Origin of the sequence: Actinacidiphila glaucinigra (assembly GCF_900188405.1) — a bacterium.
Taxonomy (GTDB): domain Bacteria; phylum Actinomycetota; class Actinomycetes; order Streptomycetales; family Streptomycetaceae; genus Actinacidiphila; species Actinacidiphila glaucinigra.
Window position 1 is genome coordinate 243,733 of the sequence record NZ_FZOF01000004.1, and the last position, 24,797, is coordinate 268,529.

Consider the following 24,797-nt stretch of genomic DNA (forward strand, 5'->3'; position numbering starts at 1 on the left):
CTCAGGAGGTGGGCAGGGCCTGCATGGCCTTGATGAAGCCGTCCGCGTCGACCTGGCCGTTGAAGAACTGCTGCACGGCCTGGTGGATCGGCGTGATGCCCGACGGCGGGTAGGCCTGGTCCCACGACAGCTGGAACGACGGGGCCTTGTCGACCAGGTCGAACTGGTACTTCAGGTAGTCCGGGTTGTCGGCCGTGTCGAGGAACTTGGTGGTGTTCGTGGTGGTGGGCAGGTTGCCGATGGCCAGCTGCTGCTTCACGAAGTCGTCGGAGTACATCAGCTTGAGGAACTCCGCCACCGCTTCGGGGTGCTCGGTCTTCTTCAGCACCGAGTAGAAGTTGTTGGTGTTGCCGACGACGTTCGCGGCGTCGCCCTTGCCGCCGGCCACGGTCGGGAAGTTGGTGTAGCCGAGGTCGTTCTTGGCGAAGTCCGGGCTGGCGTCCTGCTGCGTGGAGTACTCCCAGGAGCCCATGAGCTCGAAGCCGGCCTTGCCGCTCGCCAGCAGCTGGGGCGAGCCGCCGTCGGTGAACTTCACCGAGTCGAAGTTGGTGCCGAAGGCACCGGCGTCGATCAGCTCCTTGAGCATGCTCAGCGCCTTCTTGCTGTCCTCGCTCTCCCAGGCGCTCTTGTCGCCGCCGAGGGCCTTGGTGAACAGCTCCGGGCCGGCGACGCGGTCGTAGAGGTACTCGAACCACATCAGGGTCGGCCACTGGTCGCCGCCGCCGAGCGCGATCGGGGTGACGCCCTTGGCCTTGAGCTTCTTGACCGCGGCGATGAGCTCGTCCCAGGTCTGCGGGGGCTGGACGCCCGCGTCCGCGAGGACCTTCTTGTTGTTGAACATCAGCACCGGCTGGGTGCCGCGCATCGGCACGCCGTAGGACTTGCCGTCGACGACCGCCGTGTTGAAGACCGACGACAGGAAGTTGTCCTTCAGGCCCGGGTCCTTCTTGATGAAGTCGTCGAGCGGGAGCAGCAGACCGGCCTTCACGAACGGCTGGATACTGCCGCCACCCCAGTTGAAGAAGACGTCGGGGGCCTGCTTGGTGTTGATGACGGTCTGCAGCTTCTGCTGGTAGTCCGCACCGGGGACCGTGTCGAGGACGGCCTTGACCTTCGAGGTCTTGTTGAACTCGGCGACGATCGCCTTCTCCACCTTGTTCGCGGAGTCGCCGTACACGAGGACGTGAATCGTCCCGGAATCGCCTCCCGCGGAGGCGCCATCACCGCCGCAGGCGGTCAGGGTCAGGCCCAGTGCCAGTGTCGCGCCGCCGGCGACGGCACGGGGGAACCACGCACGCTTCTTCATGATCGACCTCTCGAAAGTTTCGGCCGCTTTGCCGAAATTCGCCTGACGACGGACCGTAGGCTCCCCCTTCGCCGGGGTCAACAGCGTGGAATTGACGCGACCAAACCGTTACCGAACGGCGGTGCTCTATCCTGTGCCGCATGCGTGATGATGAGACCGAGGGCCGGATCACCTTGGCCGATGTGGCTTCGAAAGCGGGCGTGTCACTTTCGACAGTTTCGAAGGTGCTCAACGGACGTCCCGATGTGGCCGCGCCGACCCGGAGCAAGGTCGAACGCCTGCTGGAGGCGAACGGCTACCAGCGCCCCGCCCCCACCCAGCCCGAGTCGCGGCTGATCGAGATCGTCTTCCACGAACTCGAGAGCGTCTGGGCGATGGAGCTCATCCGGGGCGTGGAGAACGTCGCCAAGAGCCGCAACATGAGCGTGGTGCTCACCGAGAGCGGCACCCGGCACGCGCCCGGCCCCGAGTGGATCGAGGGCGTGCTGCGCCGCCGCCCGCTCGGCGTCGTCCTGGTCTTCTCCTCGCTGCCCGACGACATCAAGCGCAAGCTGCGCTCACGGGCCATCAACTTCGTGATCATCGATCCGGCGGGCGACCCCGAGCCCGACGTCCCGTCCGTGGGCTCGGCGAACTGGGCCGGCGGCGTGGCGGCCACCCGACACCTGATCGACCTCGGCCACCGCCGCATCGGGATCATCACCGGACCCGACGACATGCTGTGCTCCCTGGCCCGCCTCGACGGCTTCCGCTCGGCCATGGGCATGGCGGGACTCGCCGTCGACAACGACCTGATCCGCTACGGGGACTTCCACGTCCAGGGCGGTCACGACGGCGCCCTCGCCCTGCTGGAGCAGCCGGACCCGCCGACCGCCATCTTCGCGGGCAGCGACCTGCAGGCGCTGGGCGTCCTGGAAGCCGCCCGGGTCAAGGGCCTGCAGGTGCCCCGCGACCTGTCCGTGGTGGGGTACGACGACCTCCCGCTCGCCCAGTGGGCGAGCCCGTCGCTGACCACCGTCAACCAGCCGCTGGTCGAGATGGCCGAGGAGGCCGCCCGGATGCTGCTCCGGCTGTCGCAGCCCGAGGAGGCCGGCGACAAGAGCAACACCCGTATGGAGCTGGGCGTCAGACTGGTCGTCAGGAAGAGCACGGCGTCCCCGCGGGAACCCGGGGCGACACCCGCGGGCTGACGCCCGAAAGGGCGCGGAGCGGGCGCACGGCGTCGTCCCCGGGGGCACGGGGCACCCCTTGGGGCGGCGATGTGACGAAGGCCACACCCGATGTCAACGCTCTTCGGAGTGGCGGCGATTACCACGGGCGCGAGGCGGGAAATGCTCGCTATGGCCGAGGCCAAGAGCCCGGCCGGCCCCGCTGGTGGGCGTTCTTCTGAGGGGGAGATGCACCCATGCGCACCCACGCACGACACAGCCGCGGCGAACGCACGCTGACGGTGCTCGAGGAGGAGCACGAACGTCGCGAGCCGTTCGAGCTGCTGACGGCGGACGACGCCGACTTCGACGACGAGGGCTATGAGATCTTCCGGGTGCACTGCCCCGACTGTGCCCGCCCGATCGCGCTCCTCGCCGACGAGGACGTGCTGCCGCAGCACGCGCTGTGCGCCTCGCCGTGGAACCCGTTCGGGCTGACGGTCTGCCCCGGCTCGGGCCGTCCCACCCCCGAGATCGCGCCGGCCGACGACGACGCCCGGGGCGAGGACCTCGAATGGGGCGCGCTGCTGACGCTCCCCGCCGGGCTGGACTGGCGCACGCAGCCGTTCTCCCACGTGGGCGGCCCCGGTTCGCGGCCGATCCGCGTACCGTTCCAGCGCGCGGCCTGACCGCGCCCACCGCGTACGCACGGTGCCGCGCCGCCCCGCCGGGCGGCGCGGCACCGTCGTGTCAGCGCTCCTTGCTCTCCGGGCCGGCGAGGCTGCGGGCGATCACCATGCGCTGGATCTGGTTGGTGCCCTCGACGATCTGCAGCACCTTGGCCTCCCGCATGTACCGCTCGACGGGGAAGTCGGCGGTGTAGCCGTATCCCCCGAGCAGCTGGACCGCGTCCGTGGTGACCTGCATCGCGGCGTCCGTGCAGAACAGCTTGGCCATGGCCGCCTGCCGGGAGAACGGGCGGCCCGCGTCCCGCAGCCGGGCCGCGGCGAGATACAGCGCCCGGCCGGCCTCGATCTTGGTGGCCATGTCGGCGATCATGAAGCGCAGCCCCTGGAAGTCCACGACGGGACGGCCGAACTGCTGCCGGGTCATCCCGTACGCGAGCGCCTCGTCGAGGGCGGCCTGGGCGATGCCGATGGCGCAGGCGGCGATGCCGAGGCGGCCGGAGTCGAGGGCGGACAGGGCGATGGTGAAGCCCTGGCCCTCGTCGCCGACGCGGCGGCTGTCGGGGACGGTCACGCCGTCGAAGTGCACCTGGGCCGTGGGCGACCCCTTCATGCCCATCTTCTTCTCCGGGACCGCCGCGGTCAGGCCCTGCGCGTCGCCGGGCACCAGGTACGCGGTGATGCCGCGCGCGCCCTCGGCACCGCTGCGGGCCAGCACCGTGTAGAAGTCCGCGACACCGCCGTGGGTGATCCACGCCTTGGTGCCGTCGATCCGCCACGCCTCCCCCTCGCGGGTGGCCCGGGTGCGCAGGGAGGCGGCGTCGGAGCCGGCGGCGGGCTCGGAGAGGCAGTAGGCGCCGAGCAGGGAGCCGCCGAGCATGGCGGGCAGGTGCTCGGTGCGCTGCTCCTTGCTGCCGTAGTGGGCGACCGCGTGGCAGGCCAGGGTGTGCACGCTGACGCCGAGGCCAACCGTGAGCCGGGCCGCGGCCAGTTCCTCGAGCACCTGCAGGTACACCTCGTACGGCTGGCCACCGCCGCCGTACTCCTCCGGGTAGGGCAGTCCGAGCAGCCCCGCCTCGCCGATGAGGCGGAAGACCTCGCGCGGGAAGACGCCGGCGTCCTCCTCCTCGGCCGCCCTGGGCTTGATCTCCCGCTGGGCCAGCTCGCGTACGAGCGCGAGCAGGTCGCGGGCCTCCTCGGTGGGAAGCTGTCGGTCCACCGGCTGAAGGCCGTCGTGGGACATGGCGGCACTCTCCTCCCTGTCGGGCGCTGCGGCGGCGTCCGCTCAGGGTGTGGCGGCGCTACCGGGTTGTCGACCGTCGACCGATGGTCTCCCGCCGGGTCACGGCATGGTCCGACCTGCGGCTTCGGCGCGTTGGAGTATGCCCGATCGGAGGCGTCGGAGTCACGGGGTGCCAGGCCCTCCGAGGCGTGCGTCGGCGGATTTTTCCATACCGCACACCCGGTGGCCGGCTTTTCGCAAGGCTGTACGGGTGGATGGGCCATTCGGGTTAACGTCGTCGCGCGCGTGGTGCGCGTGCGGGACGTGAGCAACCCGCGTCGGAAGTCGAGGAAAGGTGATGCCGGTGTCCGTGTTCCGTACGTGGGTCCCGAGGGTGGCCGCGGTGGCGGTCGTCGCGCTGGCGGTGACGGGCTGCGGCGGCCAGGACACGGATGCGGCGGGCGGGCCGGTCGCCCTGGAGCGGATCGGCGAGGCCGTCGGCTGCACCCCGCAGTTGCAGACCGACGTGGAGGACCTGCGCCAGGGGGCGTGCACGACGGCACGCGGTGCCTACGTGATGCTCACCTTCACCAGCTCCGCCGGCCAGAAGTCGTGGCTGGAGGAGGCGGAGCCGTACGGCGGCTCCTACCTGATCGGCGAGCGCTGGGTGGTGGAGGCCGACCCCGAGGCGCTGGAGCCGGTGCGGGAGAAGCTGGGCGGCAGGGTCGAGGAGGGGGCGCACCACGGCCACTCCGCCGGCTCGTCCGCGGCCCCCTCGGCCCCTTCGTCCTCCGCGAGCCGCTAGCGGACCTCGGCCCGGCAGGGCGAGGCCCGGCACACGTCGGCCTGCGCGTGGTGTGCCGGGCCGCCGTCGGCCGCGGGCTCCGGGGGGGGTGGGTCAGACCTCCAGGTCCGCTTCGATCCGCCTGAGCTGGTGGCGGGCCATCGCCAGGTTCGCGCGGTCCTTGTCCAGCGCGACGTAGAGGAACAGGCCCTTGCCCGAACGCCCGGTCAACAGCCGGATCATGTGGATCTGGGTGTTGAGCGTGATCAGGATGTCCTCGATGTGCTCCTTGAGGTTGAGCATCTCCATCGTGCGCATCTTGGCGCGGACGACGTCGGTGTTGCCCGCGGCCGCGACGGTCAGGTCGAGGTCCTTGGAGCCCCCGAGGGTGCCCAGGGCCATGCCGCTGCCGTAGTCCACGAGAGCGACGCCCAGGACGCCCTCGATCGACGTCATTACATCCTTCAGCGCGGTCTCGGTGTTGGCCATTGCGGTCTCGCTTCCTTGGGGTTGAGTTCTCTGACGTGACGAATGCCTGGGTCCGGTGGCGACGGCGCGGCCGCGTCCCGTGCCCGGCGGCTTGTCGGCTGATGAGCCGGGTCGTACGGTCATTTCCGCTCCTGACGTTGGAGCGCGAGGTCGACGAGATCCTCGATCCGTCGACTGGATCGACGGGCCTCCAGATGCAGGCGGCCCACGTTGGAGCCGGGTCCCGCCACCAGGGCGAGGGCCATGGCGCCGCCGGCCGCGTACGCGGCGATGTAGCCGCGGTCCCCCCTGACGAGCAGTTCCCGGAAGCCGCCGCATTCGGTGGCCTCGGTGATGCGGGCGGCCACGCCCAGCGCCGCGGCGGTCAGCGCGGCGACCCCCTCCGGCTCCGGACCGCTCAGGTCGTGTGCGACGACCAGGCCGTCGACGCTGGCGACGAGCCCGCCCGTCAGGTGCGGCACCCTCGCCCGCAGGCTCCGGAGTTCGGCCAGTACGTCGGCTTCGAGTGCCACCAGCTGTCTCCTTCCGGCGAGCTGCCGCAGAGCCTTCCTCCACGGTCGTTCGGCGGGCGCCGGGCGGGTCGGCAGGGCGCTCACAGGTGGGCCTCCAGGGCGGCACGAAGTCGCAGCAACAGGGCGACTGAGGGATCGGAGGACGGCGGGACCGCCGGCTGCGGTCCGCCGTGGGCCGGGGGCGGCGGCACCGGAACCGGTGGCACCACCGGCGCGGGCGGTGCGGGCGGTGCGGGCGGTACCGGCGGGACCACGGGGCGCGCGGGAGCCGGCACCGCGGGTGCCTGGGCGCGGACCGGCATGCTGATCCGGCCGGTCGCGGCCAGCCGGCGTACGTCCAGCAGGGTCGCGAAGGCGGAGCGTCCCAGGTGCCAGGCGATCTGCACGGGCGTACGGGATCCGTCCGCCGCCGCCAGCACCGCCAGCTGACCGGGGGTGGGGGCCCTGGCCCGGCCGCCGCGCACCTCGCCCTCGGAGCGCGGGACGACGGGGCCGGCGTCGGTGTCGTCCCAGGGCCAGGCCCGCTCCAGTTGAGCGCGCCGCCGCTGCGCCTCCCTGGCCACGCGCTGCGCGGGGACCGCCCGGGAGATCGGGCCCAGCCGGGAGGTGGCCCCCGGCTGGAACCGGTCGGGTTCCGAGTCGGGCAGCAGCGTGAAGTAGGCGGCGTCGAAGAGCGCCAGCAGGTGGCACAACTCCAGTTCCCCGCGGGCCACCCGCCCGGTGTCGACGAGGTGCCCGCCGACGCCGCGCTCGGCGCTCGCGGTGGTGACCGCCTCGCGCCACTGGTCCGGGGAGAGCAGTCCGCAGGCCATGAGCCGTACCCCGAGGTCGGGGGCGCAGGGGCTCTCGGCGTGGACGATCGCCCCGTCGCGCAGGTAGACCGCGCCCGCCGAGCCGTAGAGCGCTCCGCTGGCCCTCGCCTCGGCGAGCCTGGCCAGCGCGGCGGTGAAGGCGTACGCGCCCACCACCCCGGCGCGGACCTGGGCCTGCGCGCCGCCGCGCGCCGGAATGCGCCGGGGAAGGCCGCGCACGGCCAGCGCCGGCCGCGCCGCCTCCGCGCCCGTCATACGAGCACCAGCCGCTCGGCGATGGACTGCAGTCCGAGCCGGGCGACGGCCAGGTTGGCCATCGACCGGTCCAGCCACAGGTAGAGGACGACGTCGCTGTCGAAGGAGGTGTCGAGGAAGCGGATGAGGTGGTAGCTCCCCGGCGCGGTGATGATGATGTCCTCGACCGGCACCCTTCCCGACTCCTTGGCGGTGAAGGTGCCGCTCTCCACGACCGCGCGTGCCGCCTCGGTGGTGTCCGCCGCGGCCGCCTCGTGACCGTGTCCCGGTTCCTGCCCGACCGCCCCGAGGAGGAGGCCGCTGCTCCAGTCGACCACGCTCGCCCCGAGCACACCTGGAATCGCCAGCGCCTCGGAAAGGCACTCGTCTATGCCGGGCACGCGCACCCCTTCGCCGCGACTTCTGGTATACGGAACAGCACGGAACGTTACTCATCCCGTACGCGAAAAAGGTGAGTTGGGGCATTTTCCAGTGGCATGTGCGGGCGACTCGCTAGGATTCGCCGCCGCTTGTGATCAGTCGGCGCAATTGTCCTCGGGGCCGCTCCTGGCGATCCGCGCGAGGACGTCCAGCGCCTCGCCCAGGACCTGCGGCGACGGCGAGGCCAGGCCGATCCGTACGGCGTGCGGCGCGCCGCCGCGGCCCGCGGCGAAGGCGGCGGCCGGGGTGACGGCGATCCCCTGCCGGGCGGCGGCCGCGACAAAGGTGTCGGCGCGCCAGCGGCCGGGCAGCCGCCACCAGCAGAAGCAGGCGCGCGGATCGGCCGTGACCGAGAACCCGGCGAGTCGCTCGGCGGCGATACGGGCCCGCGCGGCCGCGTCGCGCCGCTTGGCCGCCACCACCGCGTCCACGGCCCCGTCGGCGATCCACCGGCAGGCGACGGCCAGCGCGAAGCCGGAGGCGGCCGTGCCCGCCGAGCGCAGGGCCGCGGAAACCGGGGCGGAAAGCTCCCGGGGAGTGACCGCGACGCCGACGGTGAGCCCGGGGGCGAGCCGCTTGGAGAGGCTGTCGACGAGGACCACGCGGTCGGGGGCGTACGCCGCGAGCGGCGGCGGGGCGTCCGCGGCGAGGAACCCCCAGACGGCGTCCTCGACGGCGTGCAGGCCCAGCAGGCCGAGGGTGTCCGCGAGTTCGCCCCGGCGGCCGTCCGGCATGGTGACGCCGAGCGGATTGTGCAGGGTGGGCTGGGTGTAGAGCGCGTGCAGCGGGGCGGCGCGGTGGAGTTCGGCGAGGGCGGCGGGCAGCATCCCGTGCTCGTCGGAGGGGACGGGGACGAGGGAGATCCCGAGCCGTGCGGCGAGGGCCTTGACGACGGGATAGGTGAGCGCCTCCACGGCGAGACGGCCGCCGGGCGGTACGAGCGCGGCCAGGGCGGCGGCGATGGCCTGGCGGCCGTTGCCCGCGAAGAGCAGCCGTCCCGGGTCGGGACGCGGTCCGCCGCGGGCGAGCAGGTCGGCGAAGGCCTCGCGTGCGCCCGGGGTGCCCGCGGCGGTGAGCGGGCGCAGCGCGGCGCCGAGGACGTCGGGCCGCTGCAGTGCGGCGAGCCCCGGGGCGAGCAACTGCGACTGGCCCTCGGCGACGGGGTGGTTGAGCTCCAGGTCGATCCGCTGGGGTGCCGGCTCGGCGAGGGCGGGCCCGTCGACGGGTGGCGTGGCACGGACGAAGGTGCCGCGCCCCACCTCTCCCACGACCAGGCCGCGGCGGGCGAGTTCGGCGTAGACGCGGATCGCCGTGGAGTTGGCGATCCCGTGCCGCCGCGCGAACGCCCGCTGCGGTGCGAGCCGGTCGCCGGGACGCAGGCGTCCGGCGGCGATGTCGGCGGCGACGGCGTCCGCGACCGTGCGGTAGTCGTCCATCGGTGTTCCCCCTTGAGGCAATCCTGACATTGCACCGAGAGCAAAGATCCTATTGCACCGATCAGGGAGGGGAACCTAGCATCACGCTCAACTCCCTTGCGGAAGGGGGCACATGCGAGGCGAGGAGACCCCCTTGGCGACGGCAGTGGTCAACGGCGTCACATTGGCGTACGACGACGAGGGGGACGGCCCGGGCACACCTCTGGTGCTGGTGCACGGCCACCCCTTCGACCGCTCGATGTGGGCACCTCAGGCCGCCGCCGCCGCGGCGGCCGGCCGCCGGGTGATCGTGCCGGACCTGCGCGGCTACGGTGCGAGCGAGGTCGTCCCGGGGGTCACCCCGCTGGAGACCTTCGCCCGCGACGTCGCCGCCCTGCTGGACCACCTGGGCGTTCCTGAGGCGGTCGTCGGCGGGCTGTCGATGGGCGGTCAGATCGTCATGGAGTTCCAGCGGCTGTTCCCCGCCCGGGTGACCGGGCTCGTGCTCGCCGACACCTTCCCCGGCGCCGACACGGAGGAGGGCCGGCGGGCGCGCGAGGCGATGGCGCAGCGGCTGGCCGCCGAGGGGATGTCCGGCTACGCCGACGAGGTGCTGGACCGGATGATCGCGCCCCGCAACGTGACCGCGCTGCCCCAAGTGGCCGCACACGTCCTGCGGATGATGCGCGGCACCTCCCCCGAGGGCGCCGCGGCGGCCCTGCGCGGCCGCGCCCGGCGGCCCGACTACGGGGCCGTGCTGGCCGCGGTCGGGGTGCCCACACTGATCGTGGTCGGCCGGGACGACGTGTACACCCCCGTCGCCGAGGCCGAGGCGATGCACGCCGCCGTCCGCGGATCGCGCCTCGTGGTCGTCGAGGGCGCCGGGCACCTGCCGAACCTGGAGCGCCCCGAGGAGTTCAACGACGCGCTGCTGCGGTTCCTCGGCGCGCCCGGCTAGGTCGTGGTGTCGACCAGGGAGAGCGAGTGGAGGCGTTCGGGCGGCCCGGGCCGGGCGTAGTACCAGCCCTGCGCGGTGTCGCAGCCCAGCGCCCGCAGGTGCTCGGCCTGGGTGCCGGTCTCCACGCCCTCCACCGTCACCGACAGCCCGAGGGTGTGCGCCAGATCGACGACAATCTCGACGATCTTCACGTCCACCGGGTCGGCGGGCTGCTGCTGCATCCCGCGCGTGAAGGAGCGGTCGAGCTTGAGCGTGGTGATGGGCAGCCGGCGCAGCGAGGCCAGATTGGAGTAGCCGGTGCCGAAGTCGTCGAGGGCGATGGCCATCCCGAGTTCGGCGAACTCCCGCAGCGGGCGCATCAGTTCCTCGTCGGCGCCGATGAAGGCGCTCTCGGTGACCTCCAGGCACAGGGCGGTCGGCTCCAGCCCGGCGTCCTTGATCACCGCGAGGGTCTCCGGGACGAGGCCGGGGTGGCCGAGCTGGGCCGGGGAGAGGTTGACGTTGATCCGCAGCGGATGGCCGTCGCTGCGCGGGAACTGCCAGTCCCGGGCCTGCCAGGCGGCCTGCTGCAGCACCCAGTGGCCGAGCGGCACGATCAGCCCGGTGCTCTCGGCGAGCGGGATGAACTGGTCGGGGCCGAGCACCCCGTGCACCGGGTGGCACCAGCGCACCAGTGCCTCGGCACCCCGGACACTGCCGTCGCCGAGCCGCACCAATGGCTGGTATTCGATGAAGAACTCGCCGCGTTCCAGGGCCGTCGGCAGCCGGTTGGTCAGCCCGTGCCGGGTGATGGCGCGCGCGTCGGAGTCGGGGTCTGCCAGCTCGAATCGGTTGCCGCCCGCGGCCTTGGCCCGGTACATCGTGATGTCGGCGCTGCGCAGCGCCTCGGCGGGCCCCAGGGAGCCGGCCTGGCCCTCGACGATGCCGATGCTGCACCGTACGGACAGGTCGCGGCCGTCCATCCGGATCGGGTCGGCCAGCGCGGCCAGGATCAGGTCGGCGAGGCCGGTGATGTCGGCGCGGCTGGCGGGGTTGACGACCAGGGCGGCGAACTCGTCGCCGCCGATGCGGGCCACGAGCTGGTCGGGCGAGGTGACGCAGGCCTGGAGGCGTTCGGCGACGGCGACCAGGAGCCGGTCGCCGACGGCGTGGCCGAGGCTGTCGTTGACGTCCTTGAAGCCGTCCAGGTCGAGGTAGCAGACGCCGACGCCCACGCCGTCGGGGCCGTCCAGCGTCTGCTCCAGACGCTCGAAGAAGAGGTTCCGGTTGGCCAGGCCGGTGAGCGCGTCGTGGGTGGCCTCGTACCGCAGCCGCTCGCTGAGCAGGCGCTCCTCGGTGATGTCCTCCATCAGCGCGAGCATGTACTGGGGGACGCCGCCGGCGTCCCGCAGCAGGGAGACCGTCAGATTGGTCCACAGGACGGTGCCGTCGGGCCGGTAGTAGGCCTTCTCCATGCGGTAGTGGTCGCGTTCGCCCCGGTTGAGCTGGCGCTGCATCTCCCAGACCTCGGGGGCGTCGTCCGGGTGCACCCAGTCGTAGACGTTCCGGCTGCGGATGTGGCGCTCCAGGCCGCCGAACATGGTGGTGAGGGCGGCGTTGACGTCCAGAATGCGGCCGTCCATGTCGGCGATGCCGATGCCGATGGAGGCGCCCTGGAAGACCGCGCGGAAGCGGACCTCGCTCTCGTACAGGGCCTGCTCGGTGGCGGCCCGGGCGGCCAGCGCCGCACGGGACAGTGCCTCCTGCTCGGTCCGCGTGCGCTCCTGCAGGGCCCGGGTGTACCCGGCGGCCACCCAGTGCTGCAGGCGGTTGCAGCGGGTACGGCTCTCCTCGGACGGGAGCGCGGGGCCGGGCGGGCAGTACAGCAGCAGGTAGGCGTCGACGACGTCGAGGATCCGCGCCAGCGCGGCGGGGTCGGTGCAGTGCGCGGCCACCAGCGCGGCGCCGACCTCCGCGGCCGGACGGGGGTCGAAGGGCTGTGCGCGCAGGGTGGCGTTCAGACGCGCGGCGAGCGGGAGCAGGTACTCCTCGAACTCGCCGCGCGTCATGGAGGTGGCGGTGGCCGGGTAGATCGCCCGGCTCCAGATGATCGCGAAGCGCCGCAGGCTGTCGGCGGGCTCCGGCTCCGGGCCGGGTTCTCTGGTCACGGTCACGCCTTGCGGCCGACGCCCGCGAACCCGCTGAAGACGACCGGGTCGAGCTCGTCGTCGTCCGAGCCGTCGGGGCGCCACAACGGCGCGGAGACCAGGCCGGGTTCGACGAGGTCGAAGCCGTCGAAGAAGCGCTCCACCTCGGCCCGGGACCGCATGATCAGCGGTGAACTCGCGCTGCGGTAGACGTTTTCGACCCGCTCCCCCTCCTCGGGTCTGCGCGGACCTCCCTCGACCGAGGCGTGGGTGACGACCAGCAGGCTGCCGGGGGCGATGGCCTCCCGCAACTCGGCCACCGCCTTGGCCGGTTCGTCAGCGTCCTCGAGGAAGTGCAGGACCGCGACGAGCAGCAGCGCGACCGGGCGCTCCAGGTCGATGAGCCCGCGCACCTCCGCGCTGTCCAGGATGTCGCGGGGCGAACGCAGGTCGGCTGCGACGATGGCGGCGTGCTCGACGCCCTCCAGCACGGCACGGCTGTGGGCGACGGCGACCGGGTCGTGGTCGACGTAGACGACGTGGGCGCCGGGACTGGCGGCCTGGGCGACCTCGTGGACGTTGCCGAAGGTGGGAATGCCGGAGCCGATGTCGAGGAACTGGGTGATGCCCTGGTCGACGGAGAAGCGCACGGCCCTGCGCATGAACGCCCGGTTGGCCTGCATGATCTTCGGCAGCCCCGGGAATGCCTCGATGGCCCGCCGTCCGGCCTCCCGGTCGACCTCGAAGTTGTGCGAGCCGCCGAGGTAGTAGTCGTAGATGCGGGACACGCTCGGCACGGAAAGATCGATGCCTTGCGGTGCCCAGGCGGGACGCTCCATCAACGGCTCCAGCTCGTCGTCGGCGATCGGGGCACATGGTCGTGGACACGACCACGTGCGACAGAGGCTACTGATCGACCGTTCGAGAGGAAACAAGAAATGGAAATATTCGATCCGTTTTCGGTCACAGACCAAAGGCATGTGCCCTGTTCCCAACAAGCGGGGAACAGGGCACAGGCTACCGCCGGATGACGGTGGATCAGTTCGATCAGACGTTGACGCCGTGGGCGCGCAGGTAGCCCAGCGGGTCCATGTCGGAGCCGAAGTCGGGGGTGGTGCGGACCTCGAAGTGCAGGTGCGGACCGGTCACGTTGCCGGTGGCGCCCGACAGGCCCAGCTGCTGGCCGGCCGAGACCGTCTGGCCGGCCGAGACCGACAGCGAGGACAGGTGGGCGTACTGCGAGTACCGGCCGTCGGCGTGCTTGACGACGACCTGGTTGCCGTACGAGCCGCCCCAGCCCGAAGAGACCACGGTGCCGGCGGCGATCGACTTCACCTTGGTGCCGGTCGAGGCGATGAAGTCGACACCGGTGTGGTAGCCCTTGGACCACATGGCGCCGGCCTGGTGGTAGGCGGTGCCCAGGGTGACGCGGTCGAGCGGGGCGGTGTAGCCGGAGGTGCTGGCGGCCTTGACGGCGGCCGGGGCGGCCTTCGCGGCCTTCGGCGCGGGCTTGGCGGCGGCCTTCTCCCCGAGGGACAGGACCTGGCCCGGGTAGATCAGGTTCGGGTTGCCGCCGATGACCGACTTGTTGTCGGCGTACAGCTTCTGCCAGCCGCCCTCGACCGAACGGGCGTCGGCGATCTTGGAGAGGGTGTCGCCGCCGGCGACCGCGTAGGAGCCGCCGGCGCTCTTCGGCGCGGTGGCGGCCTTCGGCGCCTCGGCCTTCTTGGCGGGGGCCGCGGGCTTGGCGGCCGGCTTCGCGGCCGTGCCGGAGACGCTCTCCGGGGTGGCCGACGGGTTGGCCATCGCCTTGGTCAGACCGGCCTTGGGGCCGCACACGGGCCAGGCCTGCGGGCCCTGGGTCGCCAGGACCTTCTCCGCGGTCGCGATCTGCTGCGCCTTGGTCGCCAGGTCCGCGCGCGGGGCGTACTTCGTACCGCCGAAGCCGGCCCAGGTGCTCTGGGTGAACTGCAGGCCGCCGTAGAAGCCGTTACCGGTGTTGATGGACCAGTTGTTGGTGCTCTCGCAGGCCGCGACCTTGTCCCAGACGCTCACGGGAGCCGCGTGGGCACCGGTGGCGCCGACGATCGGGAGCGCCACGGCCGCACCGGTGGTGCCGGCCAGCGCGCTGATACGGGTGATGCGGGTGTTCCGCGGACGACGGTGCTTTCCCTTACCGGGCATGCCGAATTCCTCTCCGACGCCTGCGAGGTAAGCTGTCGGGTTCGGGCTGGAGATGCCCGGCCGCAATGGGGCACGCCAAATCAAGGCATGTCGCTGCGACTTCACCCCTAGCCGTCCCGAGACCAACGGGAACGGCAAACTACCTGGGTCCCCCGCTCCTGCCGTGCGGTCTTGTCATCCGGCGTCCGGGCAGCGGCAGGACTAGGCGTTCCACCCGGAAGAATCTCGCAGGCATTTGTCCTGCGAGATCTGGAAGCTAAACGACGGAATCGTTCCGGAGCAAGGAGCGGAATCACGCCCCCCGGCAGACCGCAAGTCGATCAATTACTTCTGTGACTTTACGTGAGAAGCGTCCGCTCTGCGTAGGCGAAAAATTGGCCCTCGGTAATCGCGTGATATCGCCCGGTGAAATTCAGCGGCGAAATTAGACGGTGCGTCGCCCGAAGCCTGCGCTGCGTGTCCGGCACGTGACACCCATCACGCAACGATGTATTACGCATGCACTGTGGGCGCATATGTCCGGTTAGATACCTCAATGCCGGATAAGGAAGGACGTGTTCCAGTCCAACCCGCCCCCGACCGCGCCCTTCTGAGGGCCCGCCCGGACGAACACCCCCTGAGCCAACCGCCGGGGGCGGCCGGCGATTCCCGGATGCGTCCCATCCGGCCCGGCCCGCGGTGTGGTGTGCGCCACAATCGCCGCTCCGGCGGGGCGAGAAGGGGCGCGGACGGCGGCCCGCGCGCGGAAAAGGGACGTGACAGCGCCGATTCGGCGACGGTAGCCTCCCAATCCCGCACATTTTCTTACATCGCCCAGGAGCCCTCGCGTGCCCTACCTCGCCGCCGACGACCGCTACGCCTCGATGGACTACCGCAGGACCGGGCGCAGCGGGGTTCTCCTGCCCGTCGTGTCCCTGGGCCTGTGGCACAACTTCGGCGACACCTCGCCGCTGGAGAACCAGCGCGCGGTGCTGCGCCGCGCCGTCGACCGCGGCGTGGTCCACATCGACCTGGCCAACAACTACGGCCCGCCCGCGGGCTCGGCCGAGGCCAACTTCGGCACGCTCCTCGCCCAGGACTTCCGCCCGTACCGCGACGAGCTCTTCATCGCGACCAAGGCCGGGTACGACATGTGGCCCGGTCCGTACGGCGAGTGGGGCAGCCGCAAGTACATGCTGTCCTCCCTCGACCAGTCCCTGGGCCGCATGGGCCTGGACTACGTGGACGTCTTCTACTCGCACCGCTTCGACCCGGACACGCCCCTGGAGGAGACCATGGGCGCCCTGGACTCCGCGGTCCGCCAGGGCAAGGCCCTCTACGCCGGCATCTCCAACTACCCCGCCGAGGCGCACCGCCGCGCGACGGAGATCCTGCGCGAGCTGGGGACCCCGCTGCTGATCCACCAGGCGGCCTACAGCATCCTCCAGCGCGACCCGGAGGACGGCGTCCTCGACGCCGTCGGCGACACCGGGACCGCCCTCATCGCGTACTCGCCGCTCGCCCAGGGCCAGCTCACCGACCGCTACCTGGGCGGCGTGCCCGCCGACTCGCGGATGGCGCTGGGCCACTTCCTCAAGCGCGACGCCCTGACCGAGCGGAAGCTCACCTTCCTGCGCGCCCTCGACAAGCTCGCGGGCGAGCGCGGCCAGACCCTGGCCCAGCTGGCCCTGACCTGGGTGCTGCGCGACCCGCGGGTCGTCTCCGTGCTCATCGGCGCGAGCAGCGTCGCCCAGCTCGACCAGAACCTCGCCGCCCTCGACGCGGGCCCGCTCGGCGCCGACGAGCTCGCCGAGATCGACCGCCTCTCCGCCGAGGCGGGCGTCCGCATCCCGTAGGACCTCTCCGCAGCCGAGGACGGGCCGGACCCCACGAGGGCCGGCCCGTCCTCGCGTACGCCGCCGGGCTCAGGCGAGACGGGCCTCCAGCGCGGCGCGGACACCGGGCCACTCCTCGGCGACGACCGAGTAGTACGCGCTGTCGCGGACGGTGCCGTCCACGGCAAGGGTGTGGGCGCGGCGGATGCCCTCGAAGCGGCCGCCGATGCGCTCGATCGCCGACCGGGAACGCGCGTTGCGCGCGTCCGTCTTCAAGGTGACGCGGAACACACCCCACACGTCGAACGCGTGGGTGAGCAGCAGCAGCTTCGCCTCGGTGTTGCAGGGGGTGCGCTGGGCGGAGGCGGCGAGCCAGGTGCTGCCGATCTCGGCGACGGTGGGCACCGCGCCGCTGCGGGGCACGGAGCGGCCCGCGGGCCAGGCGGGGGCGGCCGTCCAGTAGTCGAGGTCCAGGAACCGGGTGGAGCCGATCAGGACCTCGCGCCGGACGTCCCGTACGGCGAAGGGGAGCGCGGCCCCGCTCGCCTGGTCCTGGAGGGCCTCCTCGATGTAGCGCGCCATCGCCTCACGGTCCTCCGGCACCTTGGTGTAGGCGTAGGTGTCGCGGGATTCGCCGGCGGCGCGCAGCAGCCCGTCCGTGTGGGCGGCGCTCAGCGGCTCCAGGCGGACGTGCCGGCCTTCCAAGATCACGGATTCGGGCATGCCCCGGATGGTGGTGTCCTGCCGGGGCACCCGTCAAGCGCGTTTCCGCGGGGCGCGTCGGAGGCCGGGCGTCACGGATGCGAAAATGGGGGCATGAACAGCAACGACGTGTTCTTCGACATCACGATCGACGGCGAGCCCGCCGGACGGATCGTGTTCACCCTGTTCGACGACGTGGTCCCCAAGACCGCGCGGAACTTCCGTGAGCTCGCGACCGGCGAGCACGGCTTCGGCTTCGAGGGCTCGCACTTCCACCGTGTGATCCCCGACTTCATGCTCCAGGGAGGCGACTTCACCGCCGGCAACGGCACCGGCGGCAAGAGCATCTACGGCGAGAAGTTCGCCGACGAGAACTTCCAGCTCAAGCACACCAAGCCCGGCCAGCTCTCCATGGCCAACGCGGGCCCGAACACCAACGGCTCGCAGTTCTTCATCACCACGATCGTCACCGACTGGCTCGACGGCAAGCACGTGGTCTTCGGCGAGGTCGTCGAGGGCATGGACGTCGTCAAGAAGGTCGAGTCGCTCGGCTCGCGCACCGGCGCCACCAGCGCCCGCATCGAGATCGCCAAGTCCGGCACGGTCGCCTGACCCTGTCGCACGGTAGCGGCCCGGCACCGGAGCTCCCGGTGCCGGGCCGCCGTGTTCCGCGGGTCAGCCGAAGGCCTTGACCGCCTGGTAGTACGTCCAGGCGGTGCTGTTGCAGGCGGTCGCGGTGGCGCCGCCGTAGTTGGCGCAGATGCGCTTCAGGTCCTCGTAGAAGGCGCTGTCGAGGCGGCTCTTGTTGGCGGAGAAGGAGCCCATCGCCTTGTAGTTGCGGTAGCCGAAGTCGTGGCGGGCGCAGGAGTTCTGGAACGGGAAGCCGAAGGGGTTGTCCGGGGAGCTGCTGCAGTAGTCGGTGGACCAGTCGAAGCCGTAGGCCGCCCAGGCACCCTGGTTGCCGCGGGCGGACCACCACGTGTTGTAGCTGGAGGCGCTGGTCTGGGTCCAACTGGCCAGCACCTGGGCCTTGTCGGCGGGAGCGGCCTGGGCGGGGACGGCGAGGACGACGGTGGCGACGGCGGCGACCGCGGTGGCGGCGAAACCGGTCGTGATTCGGCGCATGGGGACTCCAGTCACTGACGGGCGCGTTGTGACGCGCGGGCATGGGGGTGCAACCGGATGCGGAACCGAACAGGTGGTACTGGTGTGCGAAGCCAGGATGGAGCCGCAGGGGTCTATGCGAGTAGATGCCGGACGGAAAAAATTACATGAACATGACGACGCGCCGCCGACCGTGATCGTCGGCGGCACGTCAAGAGGCCGAAACCGTTGTCTGGTTCAGTTCCCCGCGGACCCCGCGGGCCGCATGTCTCCCACTACGCGCCGGTGTCGGGCGGCCCCGGCTCACCCGTCTCGCCCGGCTCCGCGTACTCCCACCGCGGATGCCGGCGACGCGCCCATTCCGGCGTGACGAACCCCGTGCGCATCCCCAGACGCGCCTGAGGGTCATCGGCCGCCATCCACAGGTGTCCCGCCACCACGGCCGCCACCGCCAGGGCCAGCCAGTCGTGGACGAAGGTCGCGCCGGTCCGCCACACCACACCGCTCAGGTGCGGGAACATCATCAGCAGCCCGGTGCCGAGCATGACGAGCACCGCGCCCGCGGCGAAGGACGCGTACAGCTTCTGCCCCGCGTTGAACTTGCCCGCCGCACGCCGGTCGCGGGGCACGCGGCGCAGCGCGTCGCGCAGCCAGTCCCGGTCGTACGGGGCGAACCGGTTGAGCAGCCGCAGGTCGCGGCGGAAGGCGCGGGAGGCGAGGCCCAGGAGGGCCGGCAGCGGCAGGGCGATGCCGGACCACTCGTGGACGGCGACCACCAGCCGCCTGCGGCCCACGAGTTCGGCGAGCGGAGGCAGGTAGAGGGCCGCCGCCGTGACGAGGCAGACGAGCATCAGGGCGGCCGTCGCGCGGTGCACCCGGCGCTCGCCGCGGGTGAAGCGGCGCACCCTCTCAGGACGTGGGGTCATCGTGGCGTCCGTTCGAGCGGCCGACCCAGGCGTCGACCTCGTAGCCGTAGTGCTCCCAGTAGCCGGGCCGCACGTCGCGGGTGACCTCGATGCCCGAGAGCCACTTGGCGGACTTGTAGAAGTACATCGGCGCCACGTAGAGCCGCACGGGGCCGCCGTGGGCCGTGCTGACCGGCTTGTCCTGCATCCTCAGGGCGACCAGGACGTCCTCCCTGCGGGCCTGTTCGAGGGTGAGGCTCTCGCTGTAGACCCCGTCGAAGCAGGTGAAGCGGACGGCCCCGGCACCGTCCTGCACCCCCGCGAGATCGAGGAGGTGGGACAGCCGCACCCCTTCGAAGGGCGTACCGGGCACGCGCCACCCGGTCACGCACTGCACGTCCCGCACCAGCCGGGTCTGCGGCATCGCCCGCAGGTCGGCCAGGGTGTGCGTGGCCTTCCGGTCGACGAGGCCGGAGACGGTGAGGCGGTAGTCGGTCGCGTCCCGGTGGGGGACGGAGTTCGCCACGTTGTAGATGCGGAAGCCGCCGCCCCCGGGGAGCAGTCCGCTGAGCCCGGTCGGGTCCTTCCCCGCCACCTGGGAGAGCGCCGAGTCCAGGCCGTCCTGCGCGCGGCTGCCGAACGCCACCCCCAGGGCGCCCAGCCCGAGCATCCCGAGCACCACGCGCCGGCCGACCGGCGTGCCCTTGTCTTCCATGGCTCTCACGGTAATCCCGCGCGGTGCGGTCGCGGACCGCCGGGGCCGCACGTAAGCAAGGCGTAAGAGGTCCGGCCCCTGGCCTAGCCGATCTCCAGGCCCGCGTAGTTCTCCGCGAGTTCTGCCGCCGCGTGCGGGGAGGCGGCGATCCGGTCGAGCTGGGAGATCTGCAGCCGGGTGTCGAAGTCGCTCTGCGCCGGGTCGGTGTGCAGGGTCGTGGTCATGAACCAGGAGAAGTGCTCGGCGCGCCACACCCGCCGCAGGCAGGTGTCGGAGTAGGCGTCGAGCAGGGCAGTGGAGCCGGTCTCCTCGAGGTGGGCGAGGGCACGGGCCAGCACGATGACGTCGGCGGCGGCCAGGTTGAGGCCCTTGGCGCCGGTCGGCGGCACGATGTGCGCGGCGTCGCCGGCCAGCAGGACCCGGCCCCAGCGCATCGGCTCGGTCACGAAGCTGCGCATCGGCAGCACGGCCTTGGAGGTGACGGGGCCGCGCTCCAGCTTCCAGTCCCCGTCCACGGCGAAGCGGGCTTCCAGTTCGTCCCAGATCCGCTCGTCGGACCAATCGGCGGGGTCGGTGCCGTTGGGCACCTGCAGGTAGAGCCGGCTGACCTCGGGGGAACGCATGCTGTGCAGCGCGAAGCCGCGGGGCGAGTGGGCGTAGATCAACTCCTCGCAGGACGGCGCGACGTCGGCGAGGATGCCCAGCCACGAGAACGGGTAGACCCGCTCGTACGTCCGCCGGGCCTGCTCCGGGAACGCCGAACGCGTCACGCCGTGGAAGCCGTCGCAGCCGATCACGTAGTCGCAGCTGAGGGTCTTCTCCCGGCCCTCGTGGCGGTAGCGGACCACCGGACGGTCCGTGTCGGCCCCCTCCACCGCGTGCACATGGGCGCCGAACAGCAGCGGGGCGCCCTCCGCCAGCTGGAGGGCGATCAGGTCCTTGACGACCTCGGTCTGGGCGTAGACCCACACGCGCCGGCCCCCGGTGAGCGCCGGGAAGTCCACCCGGTGGGAACGGCGGTTCCAGCGCAGCTCGATGCCGTCGTGGACCAGGCCCTCGCGGTCCAGCCGCTCCCCCGCGCCGCAGGAGCGCAGCACGTCGACCGTGCCCTGTTCCAGGATCCCGGCGCGCTGGCGTTGCTCGACGTAGTCGCGTTCACGGCTCTCCAGGACGACGCAGTCGATGCCGTGGTTGTGGAGCAGACGGGCCAGCAGGAGGCCGGCGGGGCCGCCACCGATGATGCCGACGGTGGTGTGGTGCTGCATGTGTTCTCCTACTCCTCTTCTTGCTCTTCCTCGAGGACGCGGTTCGCGACGGCGAACGCTGCGTTGGCCGCGGGAACCCCGCAGTAGACGGCGGACTGGAGCAGGACCTCCTGGATCTCCTCCCGGGTCAGGCCGTTGTGCCGGGCCGCGCGCACGTGCATCGCCAGCTCGTCGAGGTGGCCGTGGGCCACCAGCGCGGTGAGGGTGATGCAGCTGCGGGTCCCGCGGCTCAGGCCCGGCCTGGTCCAGATCTCGCCCCACGCGTAGCGGGTGATGAGGTCCTGGAAGGGGGCGGTGAAGGCGGTGGTGCGGGCGATCGCCCGGTCGACGTGCGCGTCCCCGAGCACGGCGCGGCGGACGGCCATGCCCTCGGTGTGGCGGGCGCCGTCGTCGGCGGCGGGCTCGGTGGCGAAGTGCTGCAGGAGTGCGGCGAGGACGGGGGCCGGACGCTCGACGCCGGCCAGGTGCGCGGCGTGCGCCACCTCGGTGAGGCTCGCGCCGGGGATGCCGTCGGCGAGGACACGGGCGTCCGCGACCGGGGTCGCCGGGTCGCCGCGGCCCGCGACGACGAGGGTGGGCGCCGTGATCCGGGGCAGGTCGGCGCGTACGTCGAAGGCGGCGAGGGCGTCGCAGAGGGTGGCGTACGCCTCCGGGTCGGCGGCGCGCAGGTCGTCCACCAGGGCACTGACGGCGGGGGCGCCGCCGAAGTCCGGGGTGAACCAGCGCCCGGCGGCAGTGTCGGCGACTGGTCCCGTGCCCTTCGCCCTGACCAGGCCGGCGCGTTCACGCCAGCGGTCCGGGTCGCCGAAGTCCGCCGAGGAGCACACGATCGCGAGCGCGGTGACCCGTTCGGGGTGGTGGATCGCGAGCCAGGTCCCCACGGCGCCGCCGAGGGAGATGCCGGCGTAGGCGAAGCGTTCGGCGCCGAGCGCGTCGGCGAGGGCCAGCACCGCGCGCGCCAGGTCCTCGACGGTGCCGTCCTCGGGGAGCAGCGAGGCGGGGCTGCCGCCGTGGCCGGGCAGGTCCCAGCGGATGACGCGGTGACCGCGGGCCAGGGCCGGGACCTGCGGGTCCCACACGGCGAGGGAGGTGCCCAGGCTCGGGCCGAGGATCAGCGGCGGCAGGCCCGGGGCGCCGTCCACCCGGTGGTGCGGCAGTCGCGGTTCCACGGCCTCGTACGGCGTGCTCATGCGGGCTCCTCGCGGAAGGGGGCGGGGGCCGTCACGAGGACGTCCCCGCGGGGCCGGGGCGGCGCAGGGCGCGGTCGGCGAGCGCGCCCGCGGAGCCGGTGCAGCGGGTGGGGTCGGTGAGTTCGCGCAGGCGGCCTTCGGGGAGGAGGCCGCCGAGGACCGGGTCCCGCGCCAGGGCGTCGTCGAGGGTGATCCCCTCCTCGGCGACGCGCCTGGAGGCGCGTGCGAGGGCGGACTTGGCCTCGCCGCGGTCCATGAGAGCGGCCAGGGCCGCGGCGAGACGTTCGGTGACCACCAGTCCCCTGGTCGCGTCGAGGTTCTCGCGCATGCGCTGCGGGCGGACGCGCAGGCCCGCGGCGAGTTCCGCGGTGTCCAGGGCCGCGCCGCCGACGAGGCGCAGGGCCTCGCGCAGGGGCTGCCATTCGGCGTGCCAGGCACCCGCCGGGCGCTCGTCCTCGGCGGCCAGGGAGCCGTACAGCACGGCGGCGAGCGCCGGCACCTGGCGGGCCGCGGCGGCGATGAGCGTGGCGCGGACGGGGTTGGCCTTGTGGGGCATGGCCGAGGAACCGCCGCCCGCGCCCTCGGAGACCTCGCCGATCTCGGTGCGCGACAGCACCAGGACGTCGGCGGCGACCTTGCCGAGCGCGCCCGCCGTGAAGGCGAGGGCCCCGGCGAGGTCGGCGACGGGGGTCCGCAGGGTGTGCCAGGGCAGCGCGGGCTCCGCCAGCCCGGTCTCGGCGGCGTAGGCGGCGAGGAGTCGCGGAGCGGCGGCGGCGCCCGGGGCGGCGCCGTCCGCCTCGGCGAAAGCGCCGAAGGCGGCGAGCGTGCCCGCGGCGCCGCCCAGTTGCGCGGGCAGGGCGCCGTGGACGGCGGTCAGGCGGTCGTGCGCGTCCAGGACGAGCGAGCGCCAGCCGGCCGCCTTGAGTCCGAAGGTGGTGGGGACGGCGTGCTGCGTCAGGGTGCGTCCCGCCATCGGGGTGTCGCGGTGCTCCGCGGCGAGCCGCCCCAACGCCTCGGCCGCGGCGGCCAGATCGTCCAGGACGTGGCGCAGCGCACGGGACGCGACGAGCATCGCGGCGGTGTCCAGGATGTCCTGGCTGGTGGCGCCGCGGTGCACATAGGACGCGGCGTTCGCGTCCCGCTCCCCCACTGCCGCGGTCAGGTCGGCCACCAGCGGGATCACCGGGTTGCCCCCGGCCCGGGCGCGCAGCGCCAGGTCGCGGGGGTCGAACCGGCCGGGCTCGGCCGCGGTGGCGGTCACCGCGGCCGCGGCGAAGGCCGGTGCCAGCCCGAGTGCGGACTGCGCCCGGGCCAGCGCGGCCTCGGCGTCGAGCATGCCCCGCACGAAGGCGGCGTCCCCGGTCGCCTCCTCGGCGGCCGATCCGGCCCGGACCGGGGAGAGCAGGCCGACGTCCGCGGCGGGGTCAGTCGAAGGCAAGGAAGACCGTCTCCTCATGGACTCCGTCGTACTGGAGCCTTACGTCGAAGCGGTGGACGCGCCCGCCCTCAGGAGTGGCGACCAGGGTGGCGCGCCGCTCCGGCGCCAGGGAGCCGAGCAGCGGGTCGCCCTCGGCGTCCCCGAGGTAGACGCGGGTGTGCAGATGGTGGAGCAGACCGCGGGCGAAGACGATCAGCGACAGGTAGGGCACGCCGCCGGGCGGCAGCGTGCGGATCGCATAGTGCCCGTCCGCGTCGGTGGCGATGCGCCCGAAGCCGGTGAAGGCCGGTCCGTCGCGCCCCAGGACCGCGCCGGTGACCGGGTCGCGGCGCAGCGAGCCGGGGGCGCCGTGGCGGGAGCCGTCGGGTGCCGGCTGCCAGACCTCGATGAGAGCGTCGGGGACGGGCTGCCCGGCACCGTCGTAGACCCACCCGTGGACGGTGATCGTGTCCGGGTGCCCGGCCGGGGCGAGGTCGCCGCCCTTGGGGAAGGGCAGCGCGTAGCCGAAGAAGGGGCCCACGGTCTGCGAAGGCGTGGGGCCGGGAGCGGGTGCCTCGGCGCTCATCGGCCCTCCTCGATCCAGGTGGCGGCCGGGCCGTCCAGGACGATGTCCCAGCGGTAGCCGAGCGACCATTCGGGGGTGGACAGGTCGTGGTCGTACGCCGCGATCAGGCGCTGCCGCGCCGAGTCGTCGGTGACGGACTGCAGGATCGGGTCGTACGCGAAGAGCGGGTCGCCGGGGAAGTACATCTGGGTGACCAGGCGCTGGGTGAACGCCGGCCCGAACAGCGAGAAGTGGATGTGCGCCGGGCGCCAGGCGTTGACGTGGTTGCGCCAGGGGTAGGCGCCGGGCTTGATGGTGACGAACTCGTAGGAGCCGTCCTCCCCGGTCAGGGTGCGGCCGACGCCCGTGAAATTGGGGTCCAGCGGGGCGGGGTGGTCGTCGCGCTGGTGGGCGTAGCGGCCGGAGGCGTTGGCCTGCCAGATCTCGACGAGCTGCCCGCGCACGGGGCGGCCGGCTCGGTCCAGGACGCGCCCGGTCACCTTGATGCGCTCGCCCAGGGGCTCGGCACGGTGCTGCCGCGTCAGGTCGTGGTCGAGTGCGGTGACGTCGGTGACGCCGAAGACCGGCCCGGAGAGCTCGACCGCCTCGGGGTCGCCGGCCGCCGCTCCCGCCGCCACCAACGGCCGCTTGGGGTGCCGCAGCACACTGCTGCGGTAGGGGGCGTAGGCCCGGTCGGGGTGGTCCCGGGCGGCGCCGCCGTCGGCGAGGCGCTTGGCGTAGGCCGCGCGCTCGTCGGCGATCTCGGCGGAGACGTCACCTTGGGTGAGGGGAGTGCTCATGCG

At 72.5% G+C, this 24,797-nt stretch carries 25 protein-coding genes and 1 riboswitch; of the genes, 6 read left to right on the plus strand and 19 right to left on the minus strand.

Translation table 11 applies throughout. The features are described from left to right. Position 1: 1 nt before the first annotated feature. Complete coding sequence (locus tag CHF15_RS10120) at positions 2 to 1,306, minus strand: ABC transporter substrate-binding protein (RefSeq protein ID WP_089223333.1); 1,305 nt, start codon at positions 1,304 to 1,306, stop codon at positions 2 to 4. A gap of 128 nt (positions 1,307 to 1,434) precedes the next feature. Between CHF15_RS10120 and CHF15_RS10125 the strand changes: the two genes are divergently transcribed. Then, positions 1,435 to 2,496, plus strand: coding sequence for a LacI family DNA-binding transcriptional regulator (locus CHF15_RS10125; RefSeq protein WP_089223334.1), 1,062 nt, complete (start codon positions 1,435 to 1,437; stop codon positions 2,494 to 2,496). A 215-nt stretch (positions 2,497 to 2,711) separates the two neighbouring features. Next, the gene (locus tag CHF15_RS10130; RefSeq protein WP_089223335.1) at positions 2,712 to 3,143 is read left to right on the plus strand and encodes a hypothetical protein; all 432 of its coding nucleotides are present in this window, start codon (positions 2,712 to 2,714) and stop codon (positions 3,141 to 3,143) included. A 61-nt stretch (positions 3,144 to 3,204) separates the two neighbouring features. Here CHF15_RS10130 and CHF15_RS10135 read toward each other — a convergent pair whose 3' ends face one another. Then, the gene (locus CHF15_RS10135) at positions 3,205 to 4,383 is read right to left on the minus strand and encodes an acyl-CoA dehydrogenase family protein (RefSeq protein ID WP_089223336.1); all 1,179 of its coding nucleotides are present in this window, start codon (positions 4,381 to 4,383) and stop codon (positions 3,205 to 3,207) included. A 343-nt stretch (positions 4,384 to 4,726) separates the two neighbouring features. Here CHF15_RS10135 and CHF15_RS10140 point away from each other — a divergent pair, with 343 nt between their 5' ends. Next, positions 4,727 to 5,167 (plus strand): hypothetical protein, encoded by a 441-nt coding sequence (locus CHF15_RS10140; RefSeq protein ID WP_143681547.1) that lies wholly within the window; start codon positions 4,727 to 4,729, stop codon positions 5,165 to 5,167. Positions 5,168 to 5,260: 93 nt separating this feature from the next. On the opposite strand, the gene CHF15_RS10145 is transcribed toward CHF15_RS10140, so the two are convergent. The 5 genes from CHF15_RS10145 to CHF15_RS10165 form a co-directional block, all read right to left on the minus strand. Continuing rightward, entirely contained in the window at positions 5,261 to 5,635 is a 375-nt protein-coding gene (locus CHF15_RS10145) for a hypothetical protein (RefSeq protein ID WP_089223338.1), read from the minus strand. A 119-nt stretch (positions 5,636 to 5,754) separates the two neighbouring features. Beyond that, positions 5,755 to 6,147: a roadblock/LC7 domain-containing protein gene (locus CHF15_RS10150; RefSeq protein WP_089223339.1), complete on the minus strand. Its 393-nt coding sequence runs from the start codon at positions 6,145 to 6,147 to the stop codon at positions 5,755 to 5,757. Positions 6,148 to 6,227: 80 nt separating this feature from the next. Continuing rightward, positions 6,228 to 7,214, minus strand: a complete 987-nt coding sequence (locus CHF15_RS10155) for a transcriptional regulator (protein ID WP_143681548.1) — start codon at positions 7,212 to 7,214, stop codon at positions 6,228 to 6,230. Then, positions 7,211 to 7,594, minus strand: a complete 384-nt coding sequence (locus CHF15_RS10160; protein WP_089223574.1) for a hypothetical protein — start codon at positions 7,592 to 7,594, stop codon at positions 7,211 to 7,213. The genes CHF15_RS10155 and CHF15_RS10160 overlap by 4 nt, the downstream gene beginning before the upstream one ends. Positions 7,595 to 7,729: 135 nt before the next feature. Further along, positions 7,730 to 9,070 carry an aminotransferase-like domain-containing protein gene (locus tag CHF15_RS10165; RefSeq protein ID WP_089223340.1) on the minus strand — a complete coding sequence of 447 codons (1,341 nt, stop codon included), beginning with the start codon at positions 9,068 to 9,070 and terminating at the stop codon, positions 7,730 to 7,732. Positions 9,071 to 9,203: 133 nt separating this feature from the next. Between CHF15_RS10165 and CHF15_RS10170 the strand changes: the two genes are divergently transcribed. Next, complete coding sequence (locus CHF15_RS10170) at positions 9,204 to 10,007, plus strand: alpha/beta fold hydrolase (protein ID WP_089223341.1); 804 nt, start codon at positions 9,204 to 9,206, stop codon at positions 10,005 to 10,007. On the opposite strand, the gene CHF15_RS10175 is transcribed toward CHF15_RS10170, so the two are convergent. From CHF15_RS10175 to CHF15_RS10185, 3 genes are all read right to left on the minus strand, one after another. Beyond that, positions 10,004 to 12,160 carry a putative bifunctional diguanylate cyclase/phosphodiesterase gene (locus CHF15_RS10175; RefSeq protein WP_089223342.1) on the minus strand — a complete coding sequence of 719 codons (2,157 nt, stop codon included), beginning with the start codon at positions 12,158 to 12,160 and terminating at the stop codon, positions 10,004 to 10,006. The genes CHF15_RS10170 and CHF15_RS10175 overlap by 4 nt on opposite strands. Then, entirely contained in the window at positions 12,157 to 12,972 is an 816-nt protein-coding gene (locus CHF15_RS10180) for an SAM-dependent methyltransferase (RefSeq protein WP_089223343.1), read from the minus strand. The genes CHF15_RS10175 and CHF15_RS10180 overlap by 4 nt, the downstream gene beginning before the upstream one ends. A gap of 208 nt (positions 12,973 to 13,180) precedes the next feature. Next, positions 13,181 to 14,317: a transglycosylase family protein gene (locus CHF15_RS10185; protein WP_089223344.1), complete on the minus strand. Its 1,137-nt coding sequence runs from the start codon at positions 14,315 to 14,317 to the stop codon at positions 13,181 to 13,183. 2 nt (positions 14,318 to 14,319) lie between these two features. Then, positions 14,320 to 14,511: riboswitch (cyclic di-AMP (ydaO/yuaA leader) on the minus strand. Between the two features lie 633 nt (positions 14,512 to 15,144). Here CHF15_RS10185 and CHF15_RS10190 point away from each other — a divergent pair. Then, positions 15,145 to 16,152 (plus strand): aldo/keto reductase, encoded by a 1,008-nt coding sequence (locus CHF15_RS10190; protein WP_089223345.1) that lies wholly within the window; start codon positions 15,145 to 15,147, stop codon positions 16,150 to 16,152. A 69-nt stretch (positions 16,153 to 16,221) separates the two neighbouring features. Here CHF15_RS10190 and CHF15_RS10195 read toward each other — a convergent pair whose 3' ends face one another. After that, complete coding sequence (locus CHF15_RS10195; RefSeq protein ID WP_089223575.1) at positions 16,222 to 16,854, minus strand: GNAT family N-acetyltransferase; 633 nt, start codon at positions 16,852 to 16,854, stop codon at positions 16,222 to 16,224. 93 nt (positions 16,855 to 16,947) lie between these two features. Between CHF15_RS10195 and CHF15_RS10200 the strand changes: the two genes are divergently transcribed. Next, positions 16,948 to 17,445 carry a peptidylprolyl isomerase gene (locus tag CHF15_RS10200; protein ID WP_018562386.1) on the plus strand — a complete coding sequence of 166 codons (498 nt, stop codon included), beginning with the start codon at positions 16,948 to 16,950 and terminating at the stop codon, positions 17,443 to 17,445. A gap of 63 nt (positions 17,446 to 17,508) precedes the next feature. On the opposite strand, the gene CHF15_RS10205 is transcribed toward CHF15_RS10200, so the two are convergent. The 8 genes from CHF15_RS10205 to pcaH all read right to left on the minus strand — a co-directional run bounded on the left by CHF15_RS10205 (position 17,509) and on the right by pcaH (position 24,794). Beyond that, complete coding sequence (locus CHF15_RS10205; RefSeq protein ID WP_089223346.1) at positions 17,509 to 17,958, minus strand: phospholipase; 450 nt, start codon at positions 17,956 to 17,958, stop codon at positions 17,509 to 17,511. A gap of 254 nt (positions 17,959 to 18,212) precedes the next feature. Continuing rightward, on the minus strand, positions 18,213 to 18,863 hold the full coding sequence (locus tag CHF15_RS10210) for a cytochrome b/b6 domain-containing protein (RefSeq protein WP_089223347.1): 651 nt from the start codon (positions 18,861 to 18,863) through the stop codon (positions 18,213 to 18,215). After that, on the minus strand, positions 18,847 to 19,557 hold the full coding sequence (locus CHF15_RS10215) for a molybdopterin-dependent oxidoreductase (RefSeq protein ID WP_089223348.1): 711 nt from the start codon (positions 19,555 to 19,557) through the stop codon (positions 18,847 to 18,849). Before CHF15_RS10215 ends, CHF15_RS10210 begins: the two co-directional genes overlap by 17 nt. Positions 19,558 to 19,640: 83 nt before the next feature. Beyond that, positions 19,641 to 20,822 carry a 4-hydroxybenzoate 3-monooxygenase gene (locus CHF15_RS10220; protein ID WP_089223349.1) on the minus strand — a complete coding sequence of 394 codons (1,182 nt, stop codon included), beginning with the start codon at positions 20,820 to 20,822 and terminating at the stop codon, positions 19,641 to 19,643. A gap of 8 nt (positions 20,823 to 20,830) precedes the next feature. Continuing rightward, the gene (gene pcaDC, locus CHF15_RS10225; protein WP_089223350.1) at positions 20,831 to 22,012 is read right to left on the minus strand and encodes a bifunctional 3-oxoadipate enol-lactonase/4-carboxymuconolactone decarboxylase PcaDC; all 1,182 of its coding nucleotides are present in this window, start codon (positions 22,010 to 22,012) and stop codon (positions 20,831 to 20,833) included. 31 nt (positions 22,013 to 22,043) lie between these two features. Continuing rightward, positions 22,044 to 23,468, minus strand: a complete 1,425-nt coding sequence (gene pcaB, locus CHF15_RS10230) for a 3-carboxy-cis,cis-muconate cycloisomerase (RefSeq protein WP_179279725.1) — start codon at positions 23,466 to 23,468, stop codon at positions 22,044 to 22,046. Next, on the minus strand, positions 23,437 to 24,015 hold the full coding sequence (gene pcaG, locus CHF15_RS10235; protein WP_089223352.1) for a protocatechuate 3,4-dioxygenase subunit alpha: 579 nt from the start codon (positions 24,013 to 24,015) through the stop codon (positions 23,437 to 23,439). The genes pcaB and pcaG overlap by 32 nt, the downstream gene beginning before the upstream one ends. Next, the gene (gene pcaH, locus CHF15_RS10240; protein ID WP_089223353.1) at positions 24,012 to 24,794 is read right to left on the minus strand and encodes a protocatechuate 3,4-dioxygenase subunit beta; all 783 of its coding nucleotides are present in this window, start codon (positions 24,792 to 24,794) and stop codon (positions 24,012 to 24,014) included. The genes pcaG and pcaH overlap by 4 nt, the downstream gene beginning before the upstream one ends. Positions 24,795 to 24,797 lie beyond the last annotated feature (3 nt).

Coding starts and splice junctions, on each gene's coding strand:
- CHF15_RS10120 (WP_089223333.1), bottom strand. CDS start 1,306: ATGAAGAAGCGTGCGTGGTTCCCCCGTGCCGTCGCCGGCGGCGCGACA.
- pcaDC (WP_089223350.1), bottom strand. CDS start 22,012: ATGAGCACGCCGTACGAGGCCGTGGAACCGCGACTGCCGCACCACCGG.
- CHF15_RS10155 (WP_143681548.1), bottom strand. CDS start 7,214: ATGACGGGCGCGGAGGCGGCGCGGCCGGCGCTGGCCGTGCGCGGCCTT.
- CHF15_RS10130 (WP_089223335.1), top strand. CDS start 2,712: ATGCGCACCCACGCACGACACAGCCGCGGCGAACGCACGCTGACGGTG.
- CHF15_RS10185 (WP_089223344.1), bottom strand. CDS start 14,317: ATGCCCGGTAAGGGAAAGCACCGTCGTCCGCGGAACACCCGCATCACC.
- CHF15_RS10145 (WP_089223338.1), bottom strand. CDS start 5,635: ATGGCCAACACCGAGACCGCGCTGAAGGATGTAATGACGTCGATCGAG.
- CHF15_RS10210 (WP_089223347.1), bottom strand. CDS start 18,863: ATGACCCCACGTCCTGAGAGGGTGCGCCGCTTCACCCGCGGCGAGCGC.
- CHF15_RS10200 (WP_018562386.1), top strand. CDS start 16,948: ATGAACAGCAACGACGTGTTCTTCGACATCACGATCGACGGCGAGCCC.
- CHF15_RS10165 (WP_089223340.1), bottom strand. CDS start 9,070: ATGGACGACTACCGCACGGTCGCGGACGCCGTCGCCGCCGACATCGCC.
- CHF15_RS10180 (WP_089223343.1), bottom strand. CDS start 12,972: ATGGAGCGTCCCGCCTGGGCACCGCAAGGCATCGATCTTTCCGTGCCG.
- CHF15_RS10220 (WP_089223349.1), bottom strand. CDS start 20,822: ATGCAGCACCACACCACCGTCGGCATCATCGGTGGCGGCCCCGCCGGC.
- CHF15_RS10215 (WP_089223348.1), bottom strand. CDS start 19,557: ATGGAAGACAAGGGCACGCCGGTCGGCCGGCGCGTGGTGCTCGGGATG.
- CHF15_RS10135 (WP_089223336.1), bottom strand. CDS start 4,383: ATGTCCCACGACGGCCTTCAGCCGGTGGACCGACAGCTTCCCACCGAG.
- pcaH (WP_089223353.1), bottom strand. CDS start 24,794: ATGAGCACTCCCCTCACCCAAGGTGACGTCTCCGCCGAGATCGCCGAC.
- CHF15_RS10195 (WP_089223575.1), bottom strand. CDS start 16,854: ATGCCCGAATCCGTGATCTTGGAAGGCCGGCACGTCCGCCTGGAGCCG.
- CHF15_RS10205 (WP_089223346.1), bottom strand. CDS start 17,958: ATGCGCCGAATCACGACCGGTTTCGCCGCCACCGCGGTCGCCGCCGTC.
- pcaB (WP_179279725.1), bottom strand. CDS start 23,468: ATGAGGAGACGGTCTTCCTTGCCTTCGACTGACCCCGCCGCGGACGTC.
- pcaG (WP_089223352.1), bottom strand. CDS start 24,015: ATGAGCGCCGAGGCACCCGCTCCCGGCCCCACGCCTTCGCAGACCGTG.